Origin of the sequence: Collinsella sp. MSK.8.10 (genome assembly GCF_019041915.1) — a bacterium.
In the GTDB taxonomy this organism is placed as follows: domain Bacteria; phylum Actinomycetota; class Coriobacteriia; order Coriobacteriales; family Coriobacteriaceae; genus Collinsella.
The window spans coordinates 288,116-312,388 of the sequence record NZ_JAHPYF010000001.1 but is presented as its reverse complement, the minus strand read 5'-3'; the positions used below and the strand labels follow the sequence as shown (position 1 = coordinate 312,388).

Here is a 24,273-nt window from a genome sequence, read left to right as displayed (position 1 = left end):
GGGCTTGCTACGTATATTTCTGCAGATAAAGTTAGGTTTTTCTAACTTAATGCAGCACTTTGAAGCACATTATCCAGCCTGCGCGGAGAAAGCAGCGCAGGCACACAAGGAAGAAGGATTGAATGGCGGATTCTCAGATCCATGTCGCGCTGGCGGGTAACCCCAACTGCGGCAAGACCACGCTTTTCAACCTGATCACCGGCGCCAACGGCTACGTTGGCAACTGGCCCGGCGTCACGGTTGAGAAAAAGGAAGCCAAGCTCCTAAGCGACAAGAACGTTACCATCACGGACCTCCCTGGCATCTACTCGCTTTCCCCCTACAGCCCCGAGGAGCAATGCTCGCGCGATTACCTCATGAGCGGCGAGCCCGATGTTGTCGTTCAGGTCGTCGATGCCACCAACCTCGAGCGTAACCTGTACCTGGCGCTTCAGGTTATCGAGACCGGCCTGCCCGTGGTCGTTGCCCTCAACATGGCCGACCTGGTCGAGAAGAACGGCGATAAGATCGACACGGACAAGCTTTCCAAGAAGCTCGGTTGCCCGGTCATGATGATCTCGGCTCTTAAGAACAAGGGCATCAAGGAACTCTTCGAGCAGGTCAAGAAGTCCGCTGCTTCTAAGGGCCAGGTGCCGGAGCACAAGTTCGATTCCTCCATCGAGGACGTTCTGGACCACATCGAGAACAATCTGCCGGCAAGCGTTCCCGCCAAAAAGCGCCGCTATTACGCCGTCAAGCTGTTCGAGCGCGACGCGGACGCCTGCAAGCTCATCAACCTCACTAAGGAGAAGGCTGCTCGCGTGGAGCAGCTGGTCGCCCAGTGCGAGCAGGACTGCGACGACGATGCCGAGTCCATCATCACCGGTGAGCGCTATGGCGTCATCGCGCACATCATCGATGAGTGCATGACCAAGGCTCCGGCCAAGATGAGCACCTCCGAGAAGATCGACCGCGTGGTTACCAATCGTATCCTGGGCCTGCCGATCTTTGTGGTCATCATGTTCTGCGTGTACTACATCGCCGTTTCTACCTTGGGCGGCACGGTGACCGACTTCACCAACGACCAGCTCTTCGGCACCGACGGCTGGTATGTGCTCGGCCAGGGTCGCGACGCCTACGACGCAGCTGTCGAGGCTGCGGGCGACAATGCCGACTCGGTCGACCCGGCACAGTACGGCCCCTATGTTCCGGGTATTACCACCGTGGTGCACGACGCCCTTGTGGCGGGTGGCACCGAGGACGGCGGCCTGGTCGATTCGCTCGTCTGTGACGGTATCGTCGGCGGCCTGGGCGCCATCTTCGGCTTTGTGCCGCAGATGTTCCTGCTGTTCGTCATGCTGTCCTTCCTGGAGGACTGCGGTTACATGGCCCGCGTCGCCTTCATCATGGACCGCGTGTTCCGCCGCTTTGGCCTGTCCGGTAAGTCCTTTATCCCCATGCTCGTGTCCTCGGGCTGCGGCGTCCCCGGCGTCATGGCTACCAAGACCATCGAGAACGAGAAGGACCGCCGCATGACGGTCATGACCACCACGTTCATCCCCTGCGGCGCCAAGCTGCCGATCATCGCCCTGCTCATGGGCTCCATCATCGGCGATTCTTCCACCACCGCCGCGTGGATCAGCCCGCTCTTCTACTTCCTGGGCGTCTTTGCCGTCATCGCCTCGGGCCTCATGCTCAAGAAGACCAAGCTCTTCGCCGGTCGCCCGACGCCGTTCGTTATGGAGCTTCCTGCCTACCACTTCCCGGCGATCCGCTCTTGGGCGCTGCACGTGTGGGAGCGCTGCTGGGCCTTTATCAAGAAGGCCGGCACGGTCATCTTCGCGTCCACCGTCGTGGTTTGGTTCCTCTCCAACTTTGGTAGCTACAACGGTTCTTTTGGTTTCCTGCCTGCGATGGACGGCATCCCCGAGGAGTTCATGGACTACTCCGTGCTTGCCATGCTCGGCAACCTGGTCGCTTGGATCTTCGCCCCGCTCGGCTTTAGCACCTGGCAGGCCACCGCGCTGACCGTCTCGGGTCTCGTCGCCAAGGAGAACGTCGTCGCCACCGCCGGCTCGCTGCTGTCCGTCGCCGACGCGGGCGAGACCGACCCGAGCCTGTGGACCGCGTTTGCCGGCATGTTCCCCACCATGGGCGCTTGCGTTGCCTTCGGCGCCTTCAACCTGCTGTGCGCTCCGTGCTTTGCCGCCATTGGCACCATCCGCAACCAGATGGATTCCGGCAAGTGGACTGCGATCGCCATCGGTTACGAGTGCGCCTTCGCTTGGGTGATCGGCCTGTTCATCAACCAGTTCTACAACTTGCTTGTTCTTGGACAGTTTGGTATCTGGACGATTGTGGCCATCGTGCTGCTGGTTGCGATGCTCTTCCAGATCTTCCGTCCCATGCCCAAGCATGCATGGACCGACGAGGACGAGACCAACACTGCTTCCGCCGCAGTTTCCGCTTAAGTCCGAATAAGGATTAACCCCTTTCCACGAGCCCGGGTGTCCCAGCGACCCCGGGCTTTTTGTGCATGGGAGACAGATTACTTTGCCCCAGAAGTTAAGATGTGGCGTTTCCGCAGATAAAACCGACCAAAATAAACCTGTCCCTTTTTGGTAGGTGGAGAATGGGGTAAAGTAAGTGATGGTTAACTAGAGGAGGCTTGCTATGGCACCTATCGATATTGTTGTACTGGCTGTTATCGGTATTGCGTTTGTCGCGGTATGCGTGCGCATCCACCGTAAGGGCACCTGCGCCGACTGCGCTCAGGGTGGCGTTTGCACCGGGCATTGCTCCAACAAAAAGACGTGCGCCGCACTTAAGGGCGTGGACAAAATCGCCGAAGACCTGGGCCGCGGTATCAAATAAGGTCCGGACATCAAAGCGCCCCGTGGGCATTCGTTCGCGGGGCGCTTTGCGCATTTGAGCGCGAGCGAGGCGAGCTGAAGAGTATTTTTGGGTATCGTTAAATCAGTTGCGGTGAAATACGGACTGTTTTGGCTGTCAAAAGCCTTATCTACTCCGTATTCCACCGCAACTTTTTGTGGGGTGGGCTAGAGACGCTGCATGCGGTACCCGACACCCATGTGCGTCTGAATCATCTTGGGGTGAGAGGGGTCTGCTTCGATCTTCTTGCGCAGGGTGCGCATGAACACGCGCAGACTCGCCAGATCGCTGTCCCAGCTCGTGCCCCATATCTCGCGGGTGATGAAAGTGTGGGTGAGGACCTTGTCGACGTTTTTCGCCAGAAGGACGAGCAATTTGTACTCGGTTGGGGTGAGCGAGAGCTCGCGTCCGTCTTTCGTCGCGTATCCCGCGGCGTAGTCGATATGCAGCGGACCGTTGTCAAACGTGCTCGCTTCTGTCGACTCGCTCGACGCCATCGAGGAGCGCCTCAAATTCGCACGGACGCGCGCGAGCAACTCATCCACAGAAAAGGGCTTGGTGAGGTAGTCGTCTGCCCCTGCGTCAAGTGCTGCAATCTTGTCGGAATCTTCGGTGCGCGCCGAAATGACGATAATGGGGACTGCCGACCAGCTTCGGATCTTCGCGATGACCTCGATACCGTCAATGTCGGGAAGGCCGAGGTCGAGCATGATGAGGCTGGGGCCGTGCGACACCGCATCCATGATGGCGGCCTGGCCGTTGCAAACCTTGCTCACGACATAGCCGTGGAGGTCAAGCGCGGTCGAAACGAGGTTTTGAACGGTCAGGTCATCTTCGACCAGGAGGATGCGTGGCTTAGCGGCATTATTCATGAATCTCGATCTCCTCGGCAGGCAGGGTAAAACGGAAGACGGCCCCATGGGGGTGGTTGTCGCGAACTTCGATGACGCCGCCATGCGCCTCTACGATGGAGCGGCAGAGCGACAGCCCAAGGCCGATGCTTCGACGCGAATCCACGGGCCGCGTATTGCTTGAGGTGAAGAAGCGCTCAAAGATATGAGGCTTGTCGCAGTCTGCCACACCCGGCCCATCGTCTGCGACGTCCACCACGACGAACGCGCCCTCGCGACGTGCGCTGATGGTGACAGTCGAGTCCTCGGGCGTGTATTTGAAGGCGTTCATGATGAGATTCGTAAGCACCTGCATGATGAGATGGACGTCGATGCGTACCAGCAGGATGTCGTCAGTGTGCTCGATGGTGACGGCACGTCCATGCGATGCTTGGGCGACATGGCTGAGGGCGGCCTCGATGACCTCGTCGATGAGCTCGGATGTGAAGTTGAGGCGAATGGTGCCGTCCTCGACGCGTGTGATGGCGAGGAGGTTCTCCACGGTATCGATAAGCCAGAGGGAGTCGTCGTAGATGGCATCGGCAAGATCGCAGCGTTGTTCGAGGCTGAGCTTCTCGTCGCTCTTCCGAAGGATTGCCGCAGATCCGGATATAGCCGTGAGGGGTGTCCTCAAATCATGGCCGATGGAGCGCAAAAGGTTGGCGCGCAGCTGCTCGTTTTTCGCCAAGACCGCAGCCTCTTCGCGCTCTTGCGCCGCCCGGTCGCTTTCGAGCGCCAAGGCGCATTCACCTACGATAGATAGGACGATCGAATGCTCGAAGGCTTCGATCTCGCGCCCCTCCAGGGCGATGCCGATGACACCGAATACCTTGTCGCCGGTGCGAACCGCGAGGTAGAGACAGCGCGCCTCAGGCAGGGTCCGCGTGCTTGCGCCCGCGCGCTTGTTGTTGGTGTAGGTCCAGGTTGCAACGGCGCGCTCGTAGTCGGTGAGCAGCGACGCGGATCGGTTTTCGGTGCCAGCGGACTCATAGAGCGTCTTGCCGAGCGTGCCGTGTTCGGCGGTGTAGAAGACCACGTCGAGTTTTAGCAGTTTGATGAGTTGGTTCATGGCGACGCGGGCGCACTCCTCCGCGCTATGGGCTTGCTGCAAGAGCTGGTTCGTTTCGAGGAGTACGCGCGTTTTGAATGCGTTCTCGGCGGAGGTACGGGCGTTGTCGGCGATGCGCGCAGTTAACTCGCCGGCGACCATAGCGGTAGCGAACATGATGCCGAACGTGACCAGATAGCTTCGGTCGTAGCTGGCGAGCGAAAACAGAGGCGTGACGAAGCAGAAGTTGTAAAGCACTACAGAGAGCACGCTCGATACGATCGTGCAGATACGCCCCGTCGTGGTGACGGCGGTCAGCAGGGCCGTGAGGATATAGAGGGATATGATGCTGGAATCGGCAAATCCCAGATGGCGAAAAGCCGTGCCGATTGCCGTGGCGACAAGAGAGAGGGCCAGCGTGCGAAGTACGTTTCGGCTGCTGGGCGGCTGCAGGGAGAGCGCACGGCGGCGTCCTTTGGGCCGGGAGGGCGGAGTCGACTGGTCTGGAATGATGTAAATGTCGAGGTTCGGGGCGAATGTTATGAGCTGTTCTACGAGAGATTTGCGGCCGAAGAGGGTCTGACGGACGCTGCTGCGCTCGCCCGTGCGCCCCATGACGATCTTCGAAATACCCGACAGGCGCGCGAACTCGGAGATCTGAAACGCGACGTCGTCGCCATAGACGGTTTCCATATGTGCTCCGAGCTGCTCGGCTAGGGCGATATTGGCTGCAAGCTTGGTGCGCTCATCATCGCTCATGGCTTGCGTGCGCGGGCTCTCTACGAACAGGGCGACGAGCTCGCTGCGAAACGCTTTCGCCATGCGTGCGGCGGCACGGACGATGCGGGGATTGGTCGGCGCCGGGGAGACACAGACTAAGATACGCTCCTTGGTGTAGTAGTCACGGTTTCCCAGCACGCGTGCGGCGTCTGTGAGGTGGCCGGTGCGATCGGCGCAGCGGCGCAGCGCGATTTCTCGGAGTGCGGTGAGGTTCTCGACGGTAAAAAAATGCTGTTGCGCTCGGTCGGCTTGTGCGGGACGGTAGACGAGGCCGGCGCGAAGGCGCTCAAGTAGGTCTTCGGGCTCTATGTCGACGAGCTCGACCTGGTCGGCATCATCGAAGATACGGTCGGGGATTCGTTCGCTCACGACAACGCCGGTGATGGATGCAACCATGTCGTTTAGGCTCTCGATATGCTGAACGTTCACGGTCGTATAGACGTCGATGCCCGCATGTAGAAGTTCCTCGACGTCTTGATAGCGTTTGTCGTGGCGAGACCCCGGCGCATTCGTATGGGCGAGCTCGTCGACAAGGATGAGCTGAGGGGCGCGTTCGATAGCCGCATCTAGATCGAACTCGTTGAGCGTAATGCCGTTGTGTTCGATGAGTTTACAGGGCACGTTCTCAAGCCCTTGTGCAAGATGGGCAGTTGCCGGACGTTCGTGCGGCTCGATGTATCCCGCGACGACGTCGACACCTCGCCGCTTGGCGGCGTGGGCGGCTTGAAGCATCGCATAGGTTTTGCCCGCGCCAGCAGCGTAGCCAAAGAAAATCTTGAGGTGTCCCCGGCTGGTTCGAGCGTCATCGGCGACCTCGTCTTTCTCAATTGCCTTGAGGATGAGGTCTGGATTGACGCGAGTGTCCGATGCGTCGCGCTGCATAACGTAGCCTTTCTGAAGCGTTGTCCATGCGTGCATACGCGGTGAGGACGCCACTGTATGCTCGCGAGGTCGAGTATAGGCGCACTGCAGCCGCAATAGTGCTTTCTACCTGCATCTTTACGGCATCTTAAGGACGTGAGCCCCGGCCCTCACGCCTCTTTAATCCCTAGAAGCGTTTACTGTCCCCAGACGCTTGCGAGAGCAGGCGTCCGAGACATCGGACCGCGCGTGAAAGGGGCGGTAAATGGACATCCTCATTCCCATCATCGGAGTTATCTGCATTGGACTCTTTATCTATTACATCTACATTCTGATGAGGAGTGATTCGTAAACTATGGAGGCTGCGATTCAGTACATCTTGTACTTTGCCGTGCTCGTCGTCCTGGCCGTTCCGCTCGGTCGGTTCATGGCCCATATCATGGATGGTGAGCATACGTTCCTGTCGCCCGTGATTGCTCCTGTGGAGCGTGGCGTCTATCGTCTGCTTCGCATCGACGCGGCAGAGCAGATGGGGTGTAGGCGCTATCTGGCAAGCGTGCTGGTCTTTTCGGGGATCGGCCTCGTGGCTCTTGTGGCACTCCAGGCACTTCAGTCTTTCTTGCCAGGCAATCCCCAGCACCTGCCGGGTGTGTCATGGGACCTGTCGTTTAATACGGCTGCTTCCTTCATAACCAACACCAACTGGCAATCCTATTCCGGTGAGACCACCCTGTCCTACTTTGTGCAGTTCATGGGCCTCACCGTGCAGAACTTCGTTTCCGCTGGCACCGGTATTGCGGTCATGTTCGCGCTGATCCGCGGCTTCCGTCAGGTCAAGGAGCAGGGTCTGGGTTCCTTCTGGGTCGACCTCACCCGCGCCGTCCTGTATGTGCTCATCCCGCTGAACCTCGTGTTCGGCATCTGCCTGGCTGCCGGTGGCGTCATCTCCAACTTCCAGCCGGCTCAGAAGGCTGAGCTCGTAGAGCCCGTCGCTGTCCAGCCTAATGCAGGCGGCGGCTGGAGCGTCATCGACGGCGCCCAGATCGAGGGCGACACGGTCAAGGTCGACGGCAAGGTCGTCGAGGGCGCGCGCGTGGTCACCGAGCAGTTCCTGCCCCAGGGTCCTGCGGCCAGCCAGGTTGCCATCAAACAGTCCGGCACCAACGGCGGCGGCTTCTTTGGCGTGAACTCTGCGCATCCGTATGAGAACCCCAATGCCTTCACCAACATCATCGAGATGACCAGCTTGCTGCTGATTCCGGTCGCCTGCTGCTTCACCTTCGGTATCGGTGTCAAGAATGCCAGGCAGGGCAAGGCCATCTTCGCGGCGATGCTTATCCTGCTCGTGGTCTTTACCGGCATCATCGCTGTTAACGAGCATATGGGTACGCCGCAGCTGGCAGATGGCGGCGCGGTCAACATCGAGATGACCGATGGCCAGGCGGGCGGCAACATGGAGGGCAAGGAGAGCCGCTTTGGCATCGCCTCCTCTTCCACCTGGTCCGCTTTCACGACGGCTGCTTCCAACGGCTCGGTCAACTCCATGCACGACTCCTACACCCCGCTCGGCGGGTTTGTCCAGATGCTCCAGATAGCGCTGGGCGAGGTGGTGTTCGGCGGCGTTGGCTGCGGCCTGTACGGCATGATCGGCTTCGCCATCCTCACGGTGTTTATCGCCGGCCTTATGGTCGGCCGCACGCCCGAGTTCCTGGGCAAGAAGATCGAGCCGACCGAGATGCGCTGGGCGGTGGTTCTGTGTCTCGCCACCCCGTTCGCCATTCTGGTGAGCTCCGCTATCGCCTGCATGGTGCCCGGTCTTGTCGACCAACTCAACAACGGCGGGGCGCATGGCTTCTCCGAGGTCCTGTACACCCTTACTTCGGCTGGCGGCAACAACGGCTCCTCATTCGCCGGCATGAACTGCAACATCCCGTGGATCAACGTGCTGCTGGGTATCGAGATGCTGTTCGCGCGGTTCCTGCCGATTGTGGGCACGCTCGCCATCGCGGGCTCGCTGGCCGGGAAGGGCAAGGTCGCCGAGAGCGCCGGCACGCTTTCCACCACCAATGCCATGTTCGTGTTCCTGCTGGTATTCGTCGTTCTGCTGATTGGCGCCCTGAGTTTCTTCCCGGCGTTGGCGCTTGGTCCCGTTGCCGAATTCTTCCAGATGGTTGCGTAAAGGAGTCGCAGATTTATGGCTATGCAAAAAGACATGATGAGCCGCGCGGTGCGCGATTCATTTGCCAAGCTTGACCCCCGTGTCCAGGTCCAAAACCCGGTCATGTTCCTGGTGTGGCTGTCGGCCGCCATGACCTCCATTCTGGCCATCGCCTCTATTTTTGGGGTACAGGACGCCGACGTTCCCACGTACTATGTGATTGCCATTGCCGTCATTCTCTGGCTGACCGACCTCTTTTCAAATTTTGCCGAGGCACTTGCCGAGGGCCGCGGTAAGGCGCAGGCAGACTCCCTGCGTGCGGCGAAAAAGGACGTCGAGGCCCATCGCATCGAGTCCGTCGAGGATAAGGATCGCTTCACGGTCGTTCCCGGTACCGAGCTCTCACGCGGGGATCTGGTGGTCGTGCGCGCCGGCGAGCAGATTCCGGGAGACGGCGATGTCATCGAGGGTGCCGCCTCGGTTGATGAGTCGGCCATCACCGGCGAGTCTGCACCCGTGGTTCGCGAGGCTGGCGGCGACCGTTCTGCCGTCACTGGCGGCACCACCGTGCTTTCCGATTGGATTGTGGTGAAAATTACCAGCGAGCCTGGCCAGAGCTTCCTGGATAAGATGATCGCCATGGTCGAGGGCGCCGCCCGCAAGAAGACCCCCAACGAGGTCGCGCTCGAGATCTTTCTGGTTGCTCTGTCCGTCATCTTCATCCTCGTGACGCTCGCACTGTACTGCTACTCGAGTTTCTCTGCAGGGCTCAACGGTATGGCGAACCCCACCGCTGTGACCACGCTCGTTGCCTTGCTCGTCTGTCTGGCGCCCACCACCATTGGTGCGCTGCTGTCCGCCATTGGCATCGCCGGCATGAGTCGACTGAACGAGGCCAACGTGCTGGCCATGTCCGGTCGCGCCATCGAGGCCGCCGGCGACGTCGACATCCTCATGCTCGATAAGACCGGCACCATCACCTTGGGCAACCGCCAGGCCGCTGAGTTCATTCCGGTCGACGGTGTCGATCCGGCAGAACTCGCCGATGCCGCGCAGCTGTCCTCTCTGGCGGATGAGACCCCCGAAGGCCGCTCCATCGTCGTGCTCGCCAAGGAGCAGTTTGGGCTGCGCGGCCGCACGCTCGAGGACAAGGGCATGGAGTTCATCCCCTTCACCGCGGCGACCCGCATGTCCGGTGTGAACTACGCCGGCAGCGAGATTCGCAAGGGCGCGGCCGATTCCGTTCGCGCTTATGTGGAGGCTGCCGGAGGAGTGTTCTCGAAGGAGTGCGACGAGGCCGTCGAACGCATTGCGAAGGTGGGCGGCACCCCGTTGGTCGTGGCAAAGGACCGACGTGTGCTGGGCGTCGTCTACCTTAAGGACATCATCAAGTCCGGCGTGAAGGAAAAGTTCGCCGACCTGCGCCGCATGGGTATCAAGACCATCATGGTGACGGGTGATAACCCGCTGACTGCCGCCGCTATCGCCGCCGAGGCGGGCGTGGACGACTTCCTGGCCGAGGCCACCCCCGAAGGCAAGCTCGAGAAGATCCGCGCGTTCCAGCGCGAGGGCCACCTGGTCGCCATGACCGGCGACGGCACCAACGACGCACCGGCGCTGGCGCAGGCAGATGTTGCCGTGGCCATGAACACGGGCACCCAGGCTGCCAAGGAGGCCGGTAACATGGTCGACCTCGACTCCAGCCCCACCAAGCTCATCGAGGTCGTGCGTATTGGCAAGCAGCTGCTCATGACCCGCGGTTCGCTCACGACCTTCTCGGTGGCCAACGACGTGGCGAAGTACTTCGCTATCATCCCGGCCCTGTTCTCGCCGATCTACCCGGGCCTTGGCGCGCTTAACATCCTCGGTCTGGCAAGCCCGCTGTCCGCGGTTCTTTCGGCCATCATCTATAACGCGCTCGTTATCGTCGCGCTGATTCCGGCCGCGCTGAAGGGCGTTAAGTACCGCGAGGTCCCGTCCGGACAGCTGCTGACCCACAACCTGCTCGTGTGGGGTCTGGGCGGCATCGTTGCCCCGTTCGTATTCATCAAGCTCATCGACATGCTGCTCGCGTTCTGCGGCATTATGTAAGTGGAGGTTTGTATGTTCAAAGGTGTTGCATCGCGCGCACTGGGCGTGTTCGCGCTGTTTACCGTTGTCTGCGGCCTGGGCTATACGCTCGTCGTGACCGGCATCGCCCAGGTTGCGTTCCCGTATCAGGCGAACGGTTCGCTCATCAAGGTCGACGACAAGATTGTGGGCTCCGAGCTGATCGGCCAGAACTTCGAGGATGAGGACCACATGTGGGGCCGCATCCAGAACGTGACTATCGTCGAGGGGGAGGACGGCGGGCTCATGGCCTACGGCACCCCGTCCAACCTGTCCCCGGCGAGTGAGGAGTATCGGCAGCTGATAGATGCGCGCGTGAAGAAGATCCGCGCCGCCAACCCCGATGCCGATATGGACGCCGTGCCCGTCGACCTGGTGACGTGTTCGGGGTCCGGCCTCGACCCGGAGATCTCTCCGGATGCCGCCGAGTACCAGGTCCCGCGCCTTGCCAAGGCAACGGGCAAAAGTGAGGACGAGGTGCGCGACATCATCGCCGCGTGCACCAAGGGCCGTTTCCTCGGCGTGTTCGGCGAGCCCACGGTCAACGTGCTCAAGGTGAACCTTATGCTGGACGGCGCGCTGTAGGTGAGGGAGTGGCGGATGAGGGCATGACTGACTATCTGAGCCCTCAATTCCACCCCGCCCATCAGTTGCGGTGAAATAGTTCCTGTTTGGTGCGCCAAGCGCCTCATTCAGGAACTATTCCACCGCAACTTTTTTGTGGGCCGAGCAGAGGCTGGGGAGCGCGTGCGGTCGGGTACCGTGCGGTTACTGATACGATAAGTGTGTTAGCAACTGCCGCCGAGCGGCTCAAACGAAAGGAAGCCTGTATGGAGTCCTCCGCCTATCCGATGCTCTTTAGCCCGATCAAGGTCGGTACGACCGAGGTCAAGAACCGCGTCTTTATGCCGCCGGTGTCCACCAACCTGGCCGATCATGGCTATGTGACCGACGACTTGGTCGATCATTACCGTGCCCGTGCCAAGGGCGGCGTAGGCCTGATCATCACCGAGGTCGTGACGGTCGAGCCCACCTATACCTATCTGCCGGGTGACATGTGCTGTTACGATGACACGTTTATCCCTGGCTGGGAAAAGCTCGCCGCGGCCGTCCACGAGTATGGCTGCAAGATCATGCCGCAGCTCTTCCACCCCGCCTACATGGCCTTTAACATTCCGGGCACGCCGCGCCTGATCGCTCCGTCCTTTGTGGGCCCGTCCTATGCCCGCGAGGCGCCGCGCCCCATTACGGTCGATGAGATTCACGAGCTTACGCATCAGTTTGGCGACGCTGCCGTGCGTATGCAGAAGGCTGGCGTCGATGGCGTTGAAGTCCATGCGGCGCACGCCCACGGCATGCTCGGCGGCTTTTTGACTCCGCTCTACAACAAGCGTACCGACGAGTACGGCGGCTCGCTCGACGCCCGCATGCGCTTCCTGCTCGAGGTCATCGCCGAGATTCGCGAGCGCTGCGGTAAGGACTTTATCATCGACGTCCGCATCTCGGGCGATGAGTACACCGATGGCGGCCTGACCCTCAACGACATGATCTACGTCTCGCGTCGCCTGGAGAAGGCCGGCGTCGACATGATTCACGTGTCGGGCGGCACCACCATCAAGCGCGGCTCTGCGATTCCCGCTGCCGGCACGCAGCAGGCCTCGCACGCCGCTTGCTCGCGTGAGATTAAGAAGCACGTGAACATTCCCGTCGCCACCGTCGGCCGCATTAACGAGGCATGGATTGCCGAGGAGCTGATTGAGGACGGTGCTGCCGACATCTGCATGATGGGCCGCGCCAATCTGTGCGATGCCGAGTTCTGCAACAAGGCAGCCGCCGGCAACGCCGATGACATCCGCCCCTGCATCGGCTGCCTGCGCTGCCTGAACGGCATTATGTTTGGCAAGCGCATCTCCTGCACTGTCAACCCGGACGTGGAGCGCGACGAGGCCGGCTACGAGCCTGCCGCTGAGGCCAAGAACGTACTGGTTGTGGGCGCCGGTCCCGCGGGCATGGAGGCGGCGTTCATTGCCGCCAAGCGCGGTCACAACGTGGTGCTCGTGGATAAGCAGGACGAGCCGGGCGGCGAGATGCGTATCGCAGCCGTTCCGCCGGCAAAGCAGGAACTCACCCGCGTGATCAAGTATCAGTATCGTCGCCTGGCCGAGGCCGGCGTGAAGTGCGTATTTGGCACCGAGCTTACTGCCGAGGACATTCAGCGTGACTACGCGGGCTACGAGGTTGTCCTGGCTTATGGCGCCGAGCCCATCGCTCCGGCCTTCATGCAGGGCTTTAAGCAGGTTATGACGGCCGACGACCTGCTGGGCGGCAAGGCTTTTCCGGGCAAGAAGATCGTCATCGTGGGCGGCGGCACCGTTGGCTGCGAGACGGCCGACTACTTGGCCCCGCTGGTCAATGATCTGTCGCCGGCCAACCGCGATGTCACCGTCATCGAGATGACCAAGACGCTCGCCGCCAACGAGGGCGGTGCCGGCCGCGCGGTGCTCATCACGCGCATGCTTTCCAAGGGCGTTCACGTGCTGACCGAGGCCAAGGTGACCGAGATTACCGAGGACACCATCAGCTACGAAAAGGACGGCGAGGTCCACACCATCACCGGTGCCGATACACTGGTGCTTGCCATGGGCTATCGTCCCAACACCAAGCTTGCCGACGACCTTGCCGCTGCCGGCGTTACCACCCACGTGCTGGGTGACGCCAACAAGTGCGGCAACATCCGCGACGCCATCGGCGATGGCTACAAGGTTGCCTGCGAGCTCTAATCAACCCCTTTGCGCCAATCGATTGCAAAAAGCGGCGGCTGCCCTGTGTGTTGGGCGGCCGCCGCTTGCGTTTTGCCAAAGAAAGATTATTGTCGGGCCCTAAATGCCTTTTGCTTCTGCTCCCTCCGCAATCATGTTGCGGTTATACACCAGGTGCAGATACATCGCGTCATGCGCGGCGGTGGGATTGCGCGAGGCGATGGCGTCGGCCACATCGCGGTGCGTGCGGATAGTTTCCTCGACGAGCTTTTTGTCGGTCACGTCGATAAAGAGGGGGACGGATGCCTTGAGCACGCCCATCAGGCGGGGAACGACGAGGTTTCCGCCATCCCAGGGCGGCTACATGGAGTAGCGCCCGTGCGCATCGATTCCCTCTCATTGATGTGCGGCACAAAGAACCCCGAGCTCACACGAGCTCGGGGCCTTTTTCGTCTGGATTGGGGACGCATAGCCGGACGAAAGCGTGTTGCGTTTGGCGTAAAACCATACGAAAGTGCAATTTGCGTCTTATTTCCGAACGTAAAACAGACGAAAACCGTTTACGTCTGCTTTAAATCCGTACGAAAACGGTTTTCGTCTTGCAGGGAAGTTGCCGTTTCTACAGTTCAACTTCCAGTTCGGCTTTGTGTTCGCAGAGGTAGTCGCGCATGTAGGGGATGGCAAATGAGACCTTGCCGTACGAAGGAGCCTCGATAATCGATTCTCTTAACAGGCGGCTGCGGACGGAGCTCACCTGTTGAGGCGTTTTGTTTAGGGCATCGGCAACCATGCTGGTCGAGCTCGTCTGCCCCAAAGACGCCATGCTCAGCAGATAAGCGATGCACGTGGGCGGAATGCGCTGCAGCGCGGGCTCAATCACCATGGCGCAGAAGCGTTCGCGTGCCGTTGCAATGCCACGCTCGGCTTCTTCTTCTCCAATAATCGCTGTATGTGCGCGTCTTGCCAACTGCCATGCGTAGTATCCAACGAGTTGGATCATGAAAGGATAGCCTTGCGTTGCCTCGGCAAGTTGGCCGGCAATACCTGGCTGCAACTCCATGCCAGACGCTTCAATGGTTTCCTCGAGGGAGTACGACACTTCGGTTACTGCCACGGCCTTCAGATCAAAGGGGAGGGCACGGCGCAAAAACGTAAGTGTCTTTCCGTTGATGATGCTTTCAATCATCGAAGGCAGCCCAGCAAAAACAAAGGCGATATCAAGGTCTTCGCCGATAACCTGCTGAATCGCAATGGAGAGCGTTCGGACCTCATCGAGCTCTGCGTCTTGAACCTCGTCGAGAGTGATGAGCAGGCCATTTCCATTCTTGGATATTGTCTGTCTCATGGCGTCGCGTAGCGATGGGCCGATTCGCTCAATATCTATGCTGCCGATGGATATGCCAGCTACGGTGGGCTCAAATCTGGCGTGTTTGGCCTGGAATTTGGGCTGCAGCTGTTCGAGAATGCGCTGGCAAAGTCCCTCGGTTGCGACCTCTTTTATGACCGTCCAGCCACGGCTTTGCGCCAAACGTGAGCACTCGTCAAGGAGGACCGTCTTGCCCGTTCCACGGACGCCAGCTATGCGCATTAGGCGCCCCGGGGCACCAGGCCCGTTGGCGAGGCCTTCACTGAATTCTTCGAGTACATCTTCGCGGCCGATAATCGTGGGAGGTGTTTTACCTGCTGTGGGCTTAAAAGGGTTTGTTTGCATGTGAGCCACCTTTGCTCAAGATATAGCAAGATATAGCAAAGTATAGCAAGATATAGCAAAGTATAGTGAGATATAGCAAAGTAAGCGCTACTCGCGGGTTTTGCGGTGGTGCTATTTTCCAAATGCCGCGCGGATAAAGCGCTGGACGAACAGCTTGTTGGCAACTCACGAGGGCTCGGGGTGCCAATTTGGGGTGCAGTAGTGCTGTGCCACGAATAGGGCCTATCTACTACGTTTAAGCCGCAGAGGTCAACCACAGTCGGCTATTTTGAAAATCGATAAGCTCTCTATCTGCGGTTTTGTTTTCGCACTTTTCAGCATGGTCTGGGCTCTCCGCGTTAACGTAGTAGATGGGCCCCTTTTGTGGCAAGGGGCCGACCTGCGGCCCGGGGTGGCCAAAAAGCCCCGTCCCAAAAAGACTGTTGGAAGTTGCGGTGGAATAGTTCCTGTTTTTGCTGCTGAAGGCTTTGAGCAGGAACTATTCCACCGCAACTTATGAGGGGGCGGGGGATGCGATAGTATTACATGGTGATATTCGACAAACCGTGGGCTTCATCCGAGGGCTTTATGGAACAACACCAGCATTATCAGAGCCTGCAAGATCAGGCATACAACGCACTGCGCTCCAAGATCATCTATGCCGAGCTCAGGCCCGGCACGCGCCTTTCGGCGATTGGTCTGGAAAAGGAGACGGGAATCGGGCGCACGCCCATTCGCGAGTCCTTTGTGCGCCTGCGTGAGCAGGAGCTGGTGGAAACGCGTCCCAAAAGCGGCACCTATGTCTCGAAAATCAGCATGGAGCGTGCCGAGAATGCCTGTTTCTTGCGCGAGAAACTCGAGAGAAGCGTGCTTATTAAATGCTGTTCGGCCGCCTCGCCCGAGCAAAAGCATCGGCTTGAGCAGATTCTTGCCGAGTCCGAGTCGCTCGACCATAGCGAAACGCGTCGCTTTTTCGACTTGGATAACCTGTTTCATGAGACGTGTTTTGTGATTGCCGGTCGCCACATGCTGTGGGATTGGATGAAGAGCATCAATACGCATTTTGAGCGGTATAACTGGCTGCGTATGGTGTCGCAGGATTTGGATTGGGAGCCGATTCGTCGGCAGCATCGTCGGATTCTCGAGGCCATTAAGAGGGGCGATACCGATGCGGCGAGCTATCTGGCCGAGACACACTTGCACCTGATGCCCGAGGAGCAGGGCCCGGTTATTGCCTTGCATCCCGACTATTTTGAGCTGTCCAAAGACTTGTCTATCTAGCCCATTATCGCATCTGTTCGAGACACAAAAATGGTGCTGCTCACCTACGGCACTTTGCAAGCGAGATTTTTAAGAAAATGCCTAAAATGGCTCAGACTGCTGACAATGGGGAAACGGGGTGCGCCATGGCGCAGATGAGAATCAAGGACATTGCCGCCGAGGCGGGCGTGAGCCCGGCCACGGTCTCGCGCTATCTCAACAACCGCCCCGGGCAGATGACCGAGGAAACCCGTGCTCGCATCGCGGCGGTTATCGAGCGCACCGGCTATCGCCCACGTGCCGCCGCGCGCAATCTGCGCAGCTCGCGTACCAACCTCATCGGCGTGATCTTGGCCGACATTGCTAACCCGTTCTCGAGCGCCATGCTCGAAGGGCTTTCCGCCAGCGCCGCCGCGCGCGGCTGCTCGCTTATGACGGCCATTAGCGGCAATGATCCCGCCAAGGAGGCAGAGTCGCTCACCAGACTTATCGATGCCGGCGTGGACGGCCTGGTCGTCAACACCTGCGGCGGCAATGACGAGGCGATTGCCGCGGCTGCGGGGCGCCTGCCCGTCGTGCTGCTCGACCGCGATATTGCCGCCGGCGGTGTCGATCTGGTGACCTCCAACAACCGTGAGCTGGTCGCCGGCCTGGTAGACGCCTTGGCTGTCGCGGGCAGCGAGCGCCTGTGCCTGCTCACCGAGGCAAGCGATGACAGCCCCGTGCGTCGCGAGCGCGCCGAGTCCTTTGCCGACGAGCTTTCGCGCCGCGGTCTTGCGGGCGAGGTCGTCACCCTGGCCGACGGTGGCGCCATGGGCGTTGGCCGCCTGGACGAGACCATCCGCGGCTATGCGGGTAAAAAGCTCGGCCTCATTGCCGTCAACGGTCTGGTCTTCCTGCGCCTGACCGAGGCGCTGGCACAGTTGGGACCTTCGTTGCCGGCGGGTCTCAAGATCGCAACGTTTGACGACTATCCCTGGAACCACGTGCTCTTTGGCGGTGTGACCACGGCCGCGCAGGACACCCTCACCATTGCCGAGCGCGTAGTCGAGCGTCTGTCCGAGCGCATCGACGTCGTTACCACTACGGTGGGCGATGCCGCAAAGCTCGCCCCTAAGCGCATCGAGATCCCCGGCCACATCGAACACCGCGCATCGACCTCGCGCTAACCATTCGTTCGTGACCGCCTGTTCACACACGTTTTTTGAGCGCTTGATACGCTTTAACCCTGCGGAAACATTTTTCTGCGATAGTATCTGCGGTATAGACCAGTCGAAACCCGCCCGAAAGAAAGGGGAGCGACATGAACCAGCAGAACATCGATTACGTACTCCGCTCCGTAGAGCAGCGTGACATCCGCTTTGTGCGTCTGTGGTTTGTCGACATTCTCGGCCGCCTCAAGAACTTTGCCATTAGCCCCGAGGACCTCGAGGTCGCTTTTGAGGAGGGCATTGGCTTTGACGGCTCCGCTATCGAGGGCTTTGCCACGCCCGAGGAAGCCGACATGCTGGCGTTTCCCGATGCTTCGACCTTCCAGATTCTGCCGTGGCGCCCGAGCCACAACGGTGTCGCCCGCGTGTTCTGCGACGTGTGCACTCCCGATCGCAAGCCGTTTGCCGGCGACCCGCGCGATGCCCTGCGCCGCATGTTCCGCAAGGCCGAGAAAGCTGGCTATCTGCTTAACGTGGGCGCCGAGCTGGAGTATTACTATTTCCCCGACGAGCACACCCCCGAGCCGCTCGACAACGTGGGCTACTTCGATCTTTCGGTGAGTGACGCCGCCCGCGACCTGCGCCGCAACACGGTCCTCACGCTCGAGAAGATGTCCGTGCCCGTGGAGTACACCTTCCACGCCGCCGGCCGCTCGCAGCACGGCATGAGCCTGCGTCACGCCGAGGCCCTGAGTATGTCCGACGCCGTCACCACGGCCAAACTCATCATTAAGCAGCAGGCCTACGAGAGCGGTTGCCACGCCTCCTTTATGCCCAAACCGTTGGCGGGCGAGGACGGCAGCGCCATGTTTTTGCATCAGTCGCTGTTCGACCACGACGGCAACAACGTCTTTTGGGGCGAGGACGACGAGAGGTACCACCTCTCCGATATCGCCAAGCACTACATGGCCGGCATCCTTGCGCACGCGCGCGAGATTAGCGCCATCACCAACCCCACGGTCAACTCGTACAAGCGCATCACCACGGGTGGCGATTCCGTGCCGCAGTACGCCACGTGGGGCCTGCGCAATCGTGCGAGCATGATCCGTATCCCGGTCTACAAGCCCGGCAAGCAGCTGTCCACGCGCATCGAGCTGCGCAGCCCCGACCCCATGGCCAATCCGTACCTGGTCAACGCCGTCACGCTGGCGGCTGGTCTCGATGGCATCGAGCGCAAGCTGGAGCTCCCGCCCGAGGCCACGGCCGAGACGCTCAAACTCACCGACCGTCAGATGCTCGAGGCCGGCTACGCGCCGCTGCCGCGCTCGCTCAAAGAGGCGCTTGACGTCTTTGAGGACTCGCAGTTTATGAAGGATGCCCTCGGCGAGCACATTCACAGCTTCTTCCTCAAAAAGAAGCGCAACGAGTGGCATAAGTTTGAGTCCACGATCACCGAGTGGGAGATCAAGCATTATCTGGCGAACTCCTAATCGCGCTGGCTTGTTCCAGTACGATTGAGCTCATTTCCTTGGAGGCCGATATGTCCGAAAAGAGTGCCCTGTTCATGGCGCGCACGACGCGCTTCCACGAGTTTGCCCGCAGCTTGACGACCACCCTGGGTGTCGAGGTGAGCCTGGCTACCCCCGATTCGCCTACTGCGGCGCACGACTTTGACCTGCTGATCCTCGATTCCGACGGCATTCGCAGCGATCGCATCGATCAGATTGCCAAGTGGCTTGACGATCGCGGCGGCGTCCCCATGTTGGTGATCGTTGACGACGAGGCGCTCGGCACCCTGCGCCTGCCGAATCACGCGCATGCCGACTTTGTATGCCCCACGGCGACGCCCAACGAGCTCAAGGCTCGCGCGCAGCGCCTGATGGGCGAGGAGGAGACTGTCACCGCCGACGATGTGCTCAACATCGATAACCTCGAGATTAACCTGGCTACCTACCAGGTGACACTCGATAACGAGCCCATCGACCTGACGCTGATGGAGTACTCGCTGCTGAGCTTTTTGGCGACGCATCCCAACCGCGCCTACAGCCGCGAGGTGCTGCTGCACCGCGTGTGGGGCTTTGAGTACTGCGGCGGCACGCGCACCGTCGACGTGCACATCCGACGCATCCGCTCCAAGGTGGGCCCGCAGATTGCGGCACATATCACCACCGTCCGCGGCGTGGGCTATCTGTTTAAGGACTAGCTTTCCACCACAAAGGGGACAGGCACCTTTGTGGTGGTTTTGACGCAGGTGCGGGTTCCTCTCGAATCTGCAACAGAACTTAAGCCTTCCTAAAAGATTGCGTTCTCATACACGTGCACCCGCATATTGGGGTACAACTCAACGTGAACAATGATGGCCCGCCACATGTTTGGCGGGCCTTTGGTTATTTGACGAAAGGATCGCAGCCATGAGCGAGAACGATTCCCAGCGTCCCCAGGATGCGGGCAACGCTGGCGAGACCCAGCAGCAGCCGCGTGTGCAGGTGGAGTCGACGCCTGCCGGCAGCAACATTCCCTACGTGCAGGCCTACGACACGCAGACCGGCAAGCCGCTCGGCGGTCAGCAGGTTGTGAACAAGCACACGGTGGTCAAGACCAAAACCAAAAAGCTGCCGATCTTTATTACGGCACTCGCCGGTTGCGCCTGCGGAGCCCTGCTGGTCATTGCGCTCATTATGAGCGGCACGCTCGATATCGGTGGCGGCAAGAATGCCGTGACGGCGGGCGCTTCGGGTTCATCGACGCAAAAGATCACGATCGATTCCGAGGACACCACGCTGGCCGAGGCCGTTTCTGCCAAGGCGTTGCCCTCCGTGGTTTCCATCACTGCCACTTCGAGCGGCAGTCAGAATGGCTCGCTTTCGCAGTCTGCCGATGAGTCGGATAGCTCGGGCAGCGTCGGTTCGGGCGTGGTGCTCGATACCGAGGGCCACATCCTCACCAACAACCACGTGGTTGATGGCTATGACCAGTACGTGGTGACCATGGACGACGGCACCACCTATGAGGCCGAGTTCGTGGGCAACGACGCCTCGAGCGACCTCGCCGTCATCAAGCTCAAGGATGCTGACGCCTCCAAGCTCACGCCGATTGAGATCGGTGACTCCTCCAAGCTCAACGTGGGCGAGTGGGTCATGGCGATCGGCTCGCCGTTCGGCAACGAGCAGTCTGTCTCTACGGGTATCGTGTCGGCGCTCTATCGTTCCACGGCCATGAGCTCTACCAGCGGTAACACCATCTATGCCAACATGATTCAGACCGATGCCGCCATCAACCCGGGCAACTCCGGCGGCGCGCTCGTCAACGACAACGGTGAGCTGGTGGGCATCAACTCGCTCATCGAGAGCTACTCGGGCTCCAGCTCGGGTGTTGGCTTTGCCATTCCGGTCAATTACGCCAAGAACATTGCCGACCAGATCATCGACGGCAAGACGCCGGTGCATCCGTACATGGGAGCTACGCTTTCGAGCGTCAATGCGCTTAACGCCCGCACCAACAAGCTGAGCACCGATAGCGGCGCGTATGTGGCGAGCGTCGTTGAGGATGGTCCTGCCGCCAAGGCCGGCATTCAGGAGGGCGATGTCATTACCAAGCTGGGCGACGACGAGATTACGAGCGCCGATGGCCTGATCATCGCGCTGCGCAGCCACGAGGTGGGCGAGAAGGTCGAGATCACGCTCATGCGCGGCAAGGAAGAGAAGAAGGTCACCGTCGAGCTGGGCTCCGATGAGGAGCTGCAGAACCAGCAGCAGGACGACAGTTCGACCGACACCGGCAACGGCGGTATTACCGACGAGCAGCTGCGCCAGTACCTGGAGGAGCTGCTGGGCCAGCAGGGCCAGGGTCAGGGCTACGGCCAGGGTTACTAACGAGCCATTTCGCACATGCCGAAGCCAGAGGGGCTGTCCCATCAACGCGGGACAGCCCCTCTTTTCTTATTGGTCCGTTGGGGGCGGAGGAAAACGGATCACTTGTGGCTGGCAAGAGGCTTAGTTCGGAATGGCCTGGACAGTTAGTTCAGATACGTATAAATCTGGGGCAACTTGGGATGCGTTTTGAACAATTTTTGATTGGGATGGGGCTCGAATGGGTGTTTGGAAGGGAGAGCGGGACGTTTACATGGTCTCGAGGAGCCCAAATTAGTCGAAACAGGGGTGTTCGTGCCTGATTCAGCTCTAGGATTTATACGTATCTGAACTAACTGTCCACCCCAGTCTGGCGGCTGCCGATTCGGTGCGGTTCGAAAGGGTTATTCGGCCCCATCGTGACCGGTGGTACTCTAGTATCCGTTTGAAATCGAGCGAAGGAGTGCCGCTATGGAGCAATCGAGCCTGTTTGGTGACGGCGTGGACATCGATACCGAAACGCCCACGACCGCGGAAGCCACCGCACCGACCGATGCCCGTGCTCAGGCGGCAACGCGCGCGGCCGAGCTGCGCCACGAGCTCGATTACCACGCGTACCGCTACTACATGCTCGACGCACCCGAGATCACGGACGCCGCATTCGATAAAATGCTCGTTGAGCTGCAGGAAATTGAGGCGACCTACCCCGATCTGGTAATGCCTGACAGCTACACCCAGCGCGTGGGCGGCTACGTGAGCGAGCAGTTTACGCCGGTCACGCACATGGCACGCATGTATTCCATGGACGATGCCATGGATCTGGACGAGCTCGACGCGTGGCTCCAGCGCACCGAGGATGCGCTCGGCGCCGGCAGCGTCACCTATACCTGTGAGCTTAAGATTGACGGTCTGGGCGTGGCGCTTACCTACCAAAACGGCACCTTCGTGCGCGCGGCCACGCGCGGCGATGGCACCACGGGCGAGGACGTGTCGCTCAACGTCCGTACCATCAAGGATGTGCCCATGCACCTGTCCGAGCCGGCGCTCGCTCATATGGGCGCCGACCGCGAGCGTACCATCGAAGTGCGCGGCGAGGTCTACATGCCCAAGGGCAGCTTTGTCCGCCTGAATGAAGAGGCCGATGCCGAGGGCCGCGACCCCTTCGCCAACCCGCGCAACGCCGCCGCCGGCAGCCTGCGCCAAAAGGACCCCAAGGTCACGGCGCGCCGCGATCTTGCCACCTTTATCTACGCCATCGCCGATACCGATCCGCTGCACGTCCACAGCCAGCGCGAGTTCCTCGATTGGCTGCGTAGCGCCGGCTTTAGCGTCAACCCCAACGTGGCTCGTTGCGCAACGCCGGCAGAGGTCCACGAGTTCTGTGCCCAGGCGCTCGAACATCGCGGCGACCTGGACTACGACATCGACGGTGTGGTCGTAAAGGTCGACAGCTTCCAGCAGCAGATCGACCTGGGCTTTACCGCCCGCGCACCGCGCTGGGCCATCGCCTTTAAGTTCCCGCCCGAGGAAAAGCAGACCGTCCTGCGCGAAATTCGCATCCAGGTGGGCCGCACCGGTGTGCTCACGCCGGTTGCCGAGTTCGACCCGGTGACGGTCGCCGGCTCCACCATCGCGCGCGCCACGCTGCACAACATCGACGAGATCCGTCGCAAAAACGTGCGCGAGGGCGACACCATCATCGTGCACAAGGCAGGCGACGTAATCCCCGAGGTCGTGGGCCCGGTGCTCGACAAGCGCCCGGCCGATTCGGTCGACTGGCAGATGCCCGAGGTCTGCCCCGTGTGCGGCAGCCCCGTGGTCCACGAGGATGGCGAGGTTGCCTACCGTTGCGTCTCCATCGACTGCCCCGCGCAGCTCAAGGAGCGCCTGCTTCACTGGGTGAGCCGCGGTTGCATGGACGTCGACGGCCTGGGCGACGAGATCGTCGACAAGATGATCGCCGCCGGCCTGATCCACGATGTCGCAGACTTCTACCAGCTCACGGTCGACGATATCGCAGGTCTAGACACAGGGCGCACTTATGCCAGCTCCAACAGCAAAAAGGGCGTCAAGAAGGGCGATCCCATTCCGGTAGGCCTCAAGACAGCCGAGAAAATCATCGCCGAGCTCAACAAGTCCAAGAGCCAGCCGCTCGGTCGCGTGCTGTTTGCTCTGGGTATCCGCCACGTGGGCAAGAGCGTGGGCGAGGTCATCGCCGAGCGATTCCTGTCGATTGACAAGCTCATCTTGGCGAGCGAAGAGGACATCGCCGAGTGCGAGGGCATCGGTCCCAAGATCGCGGCGAGCGTCAAGCAGTTCCTGGCCGTGCCCGAGAACCTTGCCGTGCTGGAGCGCCTGCGTCAGGCGGGCCTGTCGCTCGAGGTCGATTTGGGCGCCGCACACGCGCAAGCTGCAGCCGACGCTGGCGTGGCGGGCGAGCTCGCCGACGCACAACCGCTCGCGGGTCTGACCTTCGTGCTCACCGGCACGCTCGTCAACCGCACGCGCGACGAGGCAGGCGCGGCGCTCAAAGTGCTCGGCGCCAAGGTTTCGAGTAGTGTGTCGAAGAAGACGAGCTATCTGGTCGCTGGCCCCAAAGCGGGCTCCAAGCTCACCAAAGCCGAGCAGCTGGGCGTACCCGTGCTGGACGAGGACGCACTCGAGCAGATCTTGGCTACTGGTGAGGTGCCCCAGGCTTAGGACATCGATAATCAAATTAGAAAACCTCCCGGAAAGGTTGATACTTTCCGGGAGGTTTTTATTTGGGCGTGGTGGCGGGCAGCATGATCTGCGTCATGTAGGTTGCTGAGGGTGACCCTGCGGAGCGGTGTCGTTCCGGAGCGATAGA

General features: G+C 60.4%; 16 protein-coding genes. 12 read left to right on the top strand and 4 right to left on the bottom strand.

Annotated features, from left to right (window positions below; all coding sequences use genetic code 11):
• The first annotated feature begins 122 nt into the window (after positions 1-122).
• On the top strand, positions 123-2,450 hold the full coding sequence (locus tag KTF55_RS01260) for a ferrous iron transporter B (protein WP_217107549.1): 2,328 nt from the start codon (positions 123-125) through the stop codon (positions 2,448-2,450).
• A 202-nt stretch (positions 2,451-2,652) separates the two neighbouring features.
• Entirely contained in the window at positions 2,653-2,853 is a 201-nt protein-coding gene (locus tag KTF55_RS01255) for a hypothetical protein (RefSeq protein ID WP_217107550.1), read from the top strand.
• 185 nt (positions 2,854-3,038) lie between these two features.
• On the opposite strand, the gene KTF55_RS01250 is transcribed toward KTF55_RS01255, so the two are convergent.
• Together KTF55_RS01250 and KTF55_RS01245 are read right to left on the bottom strand one after the other, a co-directional pair.
• A complete protein-coding gene (locus KTF55_RS01250; RefSeq protein WP_217107551.1) occupies positions 3,039-3,743 on the bottom strand; it encodes a response regulator transcription factor in 705 nt (234 codons plus the stop codon).
• Positions 3,736-6,471 carry a sensor histidine kinase KdpD gene (locus KTF55_RS01245; protein ID WP_217107552.1) on the bottom strand — a complete coding sequence of 912 codons (2,736 nt, stop codon included), beginning with the start codon at positions 6,469-6,471 and terminating at the stop codon, positions 3,736-3,738. Before KTF55_RS01245 ends, KTF55_RS01250 begins: the two co-directional genes overlap by 8 nt.
• A 334-nt stretch (positions 6,472-6,805) precedes the next feature.
• Between KTF55_RS01245 and kdpA the strand changes: the two genes are divergently transcribed.
• The 4 genes from kdpA to KTF55_RS01225 all read left to right on the top strand — a co-directional run bounded on the left by kdpA (position 6,806) and on the right by KTF55_RS01225 (position 13,497).
• Entirely contained in the window at positions 6,806-8,629 is a 1,824-nt protein-coding gene (kdpA, locus tag KTF55_RS01240) for a potassium-transporting ATPase subunit KdpA (protein ID WP_217107553.1), read from the top strand.
• A gap of 15 nt (positions 8,630-8,644) precedes the next feature.
• Complete coding sequence (gene kdpB / locus KTF55_RS01235) at positions 8,645-10,699, top strand: potassium-transporting ATPase subunit KdpB (RefSeq protein WP_217107554.1); 2,055 nt, start codon at positions 8,645-8,647, stop codon at positions 10,697-10,699.
• 12 nt (positions 10,700-10,711) lie between these two features.
• Entirely contained in the window at positions 10,712-11,302 is a 591-nt protein-coding gene (gene kdpC, locus KTF55_RS01230; RefSeq protein ID WP_217107555.1) for a potassium-transporting ATPase subunit KdpC, read from the top strand.
• Positions 11,303-11,547: 245 nt separating this feature from the next.
• A complete protein-coding gene (locus tag KTF55_RS01225) occupies positions 11,548-13,497 on the top strand; it encodes an NAD(P)/FAD-dependent oxidoreductase (RefSeq protein WP_217107556.1) in 1,950 nt (649 codons plus the stop codon).
• A 99-nt stretch (positions 13,498-13,596) separates the two neighbouring features.
• Here KTF55_RS01225 and KTF55_RS01220 read toward each other — a convergent pair whose 3' ends face one another.
• Both KTF55_RS01220 and KTF55_RS01215 read right to left on the bottom strand, forming a co-directional pair.
• Complete coding sequence (locus KTF55_RS01220) at positions 13,597-13,797, bottom strand: FCD domain-containing protein (RefSeq protein ID WP_254179304.1); 201 nt, start codon at positions 13,795-13,797, stop codon at positions 13,597-13,599.
• Between the two features lie 298 nt (positions 13,798-14,095).
• A complete protein-coding gene (locus KTF55_RS01215; protein WP_217107557.1) occupies positions 14,096-15,187 on the bottom strand; it encodes an ATP-binding protein in 1,092 nt (363 codons plus the stop codon).
• Positions 15,188-15,754: 567 nt separating this feature from the next.
• On the opposite strand from KTF55_RS01215, the gene KTF55_RS01210 reads away from it, so the two are divergent.
• The 6 genes from KTF55_RS01210 to ligA all read left to right on the top strand — a co-directional run bounded on the left by KTF55_RS01210 (position 15,755) and on the right by ligA (position 24,125).
• On the top strand, positions 15,755-16,447 hold the full coding sequence (locus KTF55_RS01210; protein WP_217107558.1) for a GntR family transcriptional regulator: 693 nt from the start codon (positions 15,755-15,757) through the stop codon (positions 16,445-16,447).
• Positions 16,448-16,572: 125 nt separating this feature from the next.
• Entirely contained in the window at positions 16,573-17,595 is a 1,023-nt protein-coding gene (locus tag KTF55_RS01205) for a LacI family DNA-binding transcriptional regulator (RefSeq protein ID WP_217107559.1), read from the top strand.
• Between the two features lie 134 nt (positions 17,596-17,729).
• Positions 17,730-19,067 carry a glutamine synthetase family protein gene (locus KTF55_RS01200; protein ID WP_217107560.1) on the top strand — a complete coding sequence of 446 codons (1,338 nt, stop codon included), beginning with the start codon at positions 17,730-17,732 and terminating at the stop codon, positions 19,065-19,067.
• Positions 19,068-19,117: 50 nt separating this feature from the next.
• Positions 19,118-19,780: a response regulator transcription factor gene (locus KTF55_RS01195; protein WP_006234733.1), complete on the top strand. Its 663-nt coding sequence runs from the start codon at positions 19,118-19,120 to the stop codon at positions 19,778-19,780.
• A 208-nt stretch (positions 19,781-19,988) separates the two neighbouring features.
• On the top strand, positions 19,989-21,449 hold the full coding sequence (locus KTF55_RS01190) for a S1C family serine protease (RefSeq protein WP_217107561.1): 1,461 nt from the start codon (positions 19,989-19,991) through the stop codon (positions 21,447-21,449).
• 447 nt (positions 21,450-21,896) lie between these two features.
• Entirely contained in the window at positions 21,897-24,125 is a 2,229-nt protein-coding gene (ligA, locus tag KTF55_RS01185; RefSeq protein WP_217107562.1) for an NAD-dependent DNA ligase LigA, read from the top strand.
• Positions 24,126-24,273 lie beyond the last annotated feature (148 nt).

What these genes read in the sequence shown, in the direction of transcription:
- KTF55_RS01260 (WP_217107549.1), top strand. Translation starts at nt 123, where the DNA reads ATGGCGGATTCTCAGATCCATGTCGCGCTGGCGGGTAACCCCAACTGC.
- KTF55_RS01255 (WP_217107550.1), top strand. Translation starts at nt 2,653, where the DNA reads ATGGCACCTATCGATATTGTTGTACTGGCTGTTATCGGTATTGCGTTT.
- KTF55_RS01250 (WP_217107551.1), bottom strand. Translation starts at nt 3,743, where the DNA reads ATGAATAATGCCGCTAAGCCACGCATCCTCCTGGTCGAAGATGACCTG.
- KTF55_RS01245 (WP_217107552.1), bottom strand. Translation starts at nt 6,471, where the DNA reads ATGCAGCGCGACGCATCGGACACTCGCGTCAATCCAGACCTCATCCTC.
- kdpA (WP_217107553.1), top strand. Translation starts at nt 6,806, where the DNA reads ATGGAGGCTGCGATTCAGTACATCTTGTACTTTGCCGTGCTCGTCGTC.
- kdpB (WP_217107554.1), top strand. Translation starts at nt 8,645, where the DNA reads ATGGCTATGCAAAAAGACATGATGAGCCGCGCGGTGCGCGATTCATTT.
- kdpC (WP_217107555.1), top strand. Translation starts at nt 10,712, where the DNA reads ATGTTCAAAGGTGTTGCATCGCGCGCACTGGGCGTGTTCGCGCTGTTT.
- KTF55_RS01225 (WP_217107556.1), top strand. Translation starts at nt 11,548, where the DNA reads ATGGAGTCCTCCGCCTATCCGATGCTCTTTAGCCCGATCAAGGTCGGT.
- KTF55_RS01220 (WP_254179304.1), bottom strand. Translation starts at nt 13,797, where the DNA reads ATGGGCGTGCTCAAGGCATCCGTCCCCCTCTTTATCGACGTGACCGAC.
- KTF55_RS01215 (WP_217107557.1), bottom strand. Translation starts at nt 15,187, where the DNA reads ATGCAAACAAACCCTTTTAAGCCCACAGCAGGTAAAACACCTCCCACG.
- KTF55_RS01210 (WP_217107558.1), top strand. Translation starts at nt 15,755, where the DNA reads ATGGAACAACACCAGCATTATCAGAGCCTGCAAGATCAGGCATACAAC.
- KTF55_RS01205 (WP_217107559.1), top strand. Translation starts at nt 16,573, where the DNA reads ATGGCGCAGATGAGAATCAAGGACATTGCCGCCGAGGCGGGCGTGAGC.
- KTF55_RS01200 (WP_217107560.1), top strand. Translation starts at nt 17,730, where the DNA reads ATGAACCAGCAGAACATCGATTACGTACTCCGCTCCGTAGAGCAGCGT.
- KTF55_RS01195 (WP_006234733.1), top strand. Translation starts at nt 19,118, where the DNA reads ATGTCCGAAAAGAGTGCCCTGTTCATGGCGCGCACGACGCGCTTCCAC.
- KTF55_RS01190 (WP_217107561.1), top strand. Translation starts at nt 19,989, where the DNA reads ATGAGCGAGAACGATTCCCAGCGTCCCCAGGATGCGGGCAACGCTGGC.
- ligA (WP_217107562.1), top strand. Translation starts at nt 21,897, where the DNA reads ATGGAGCAATCGAGCCTGTTTGGTGACGGCGTGGACATCGATACCGAA.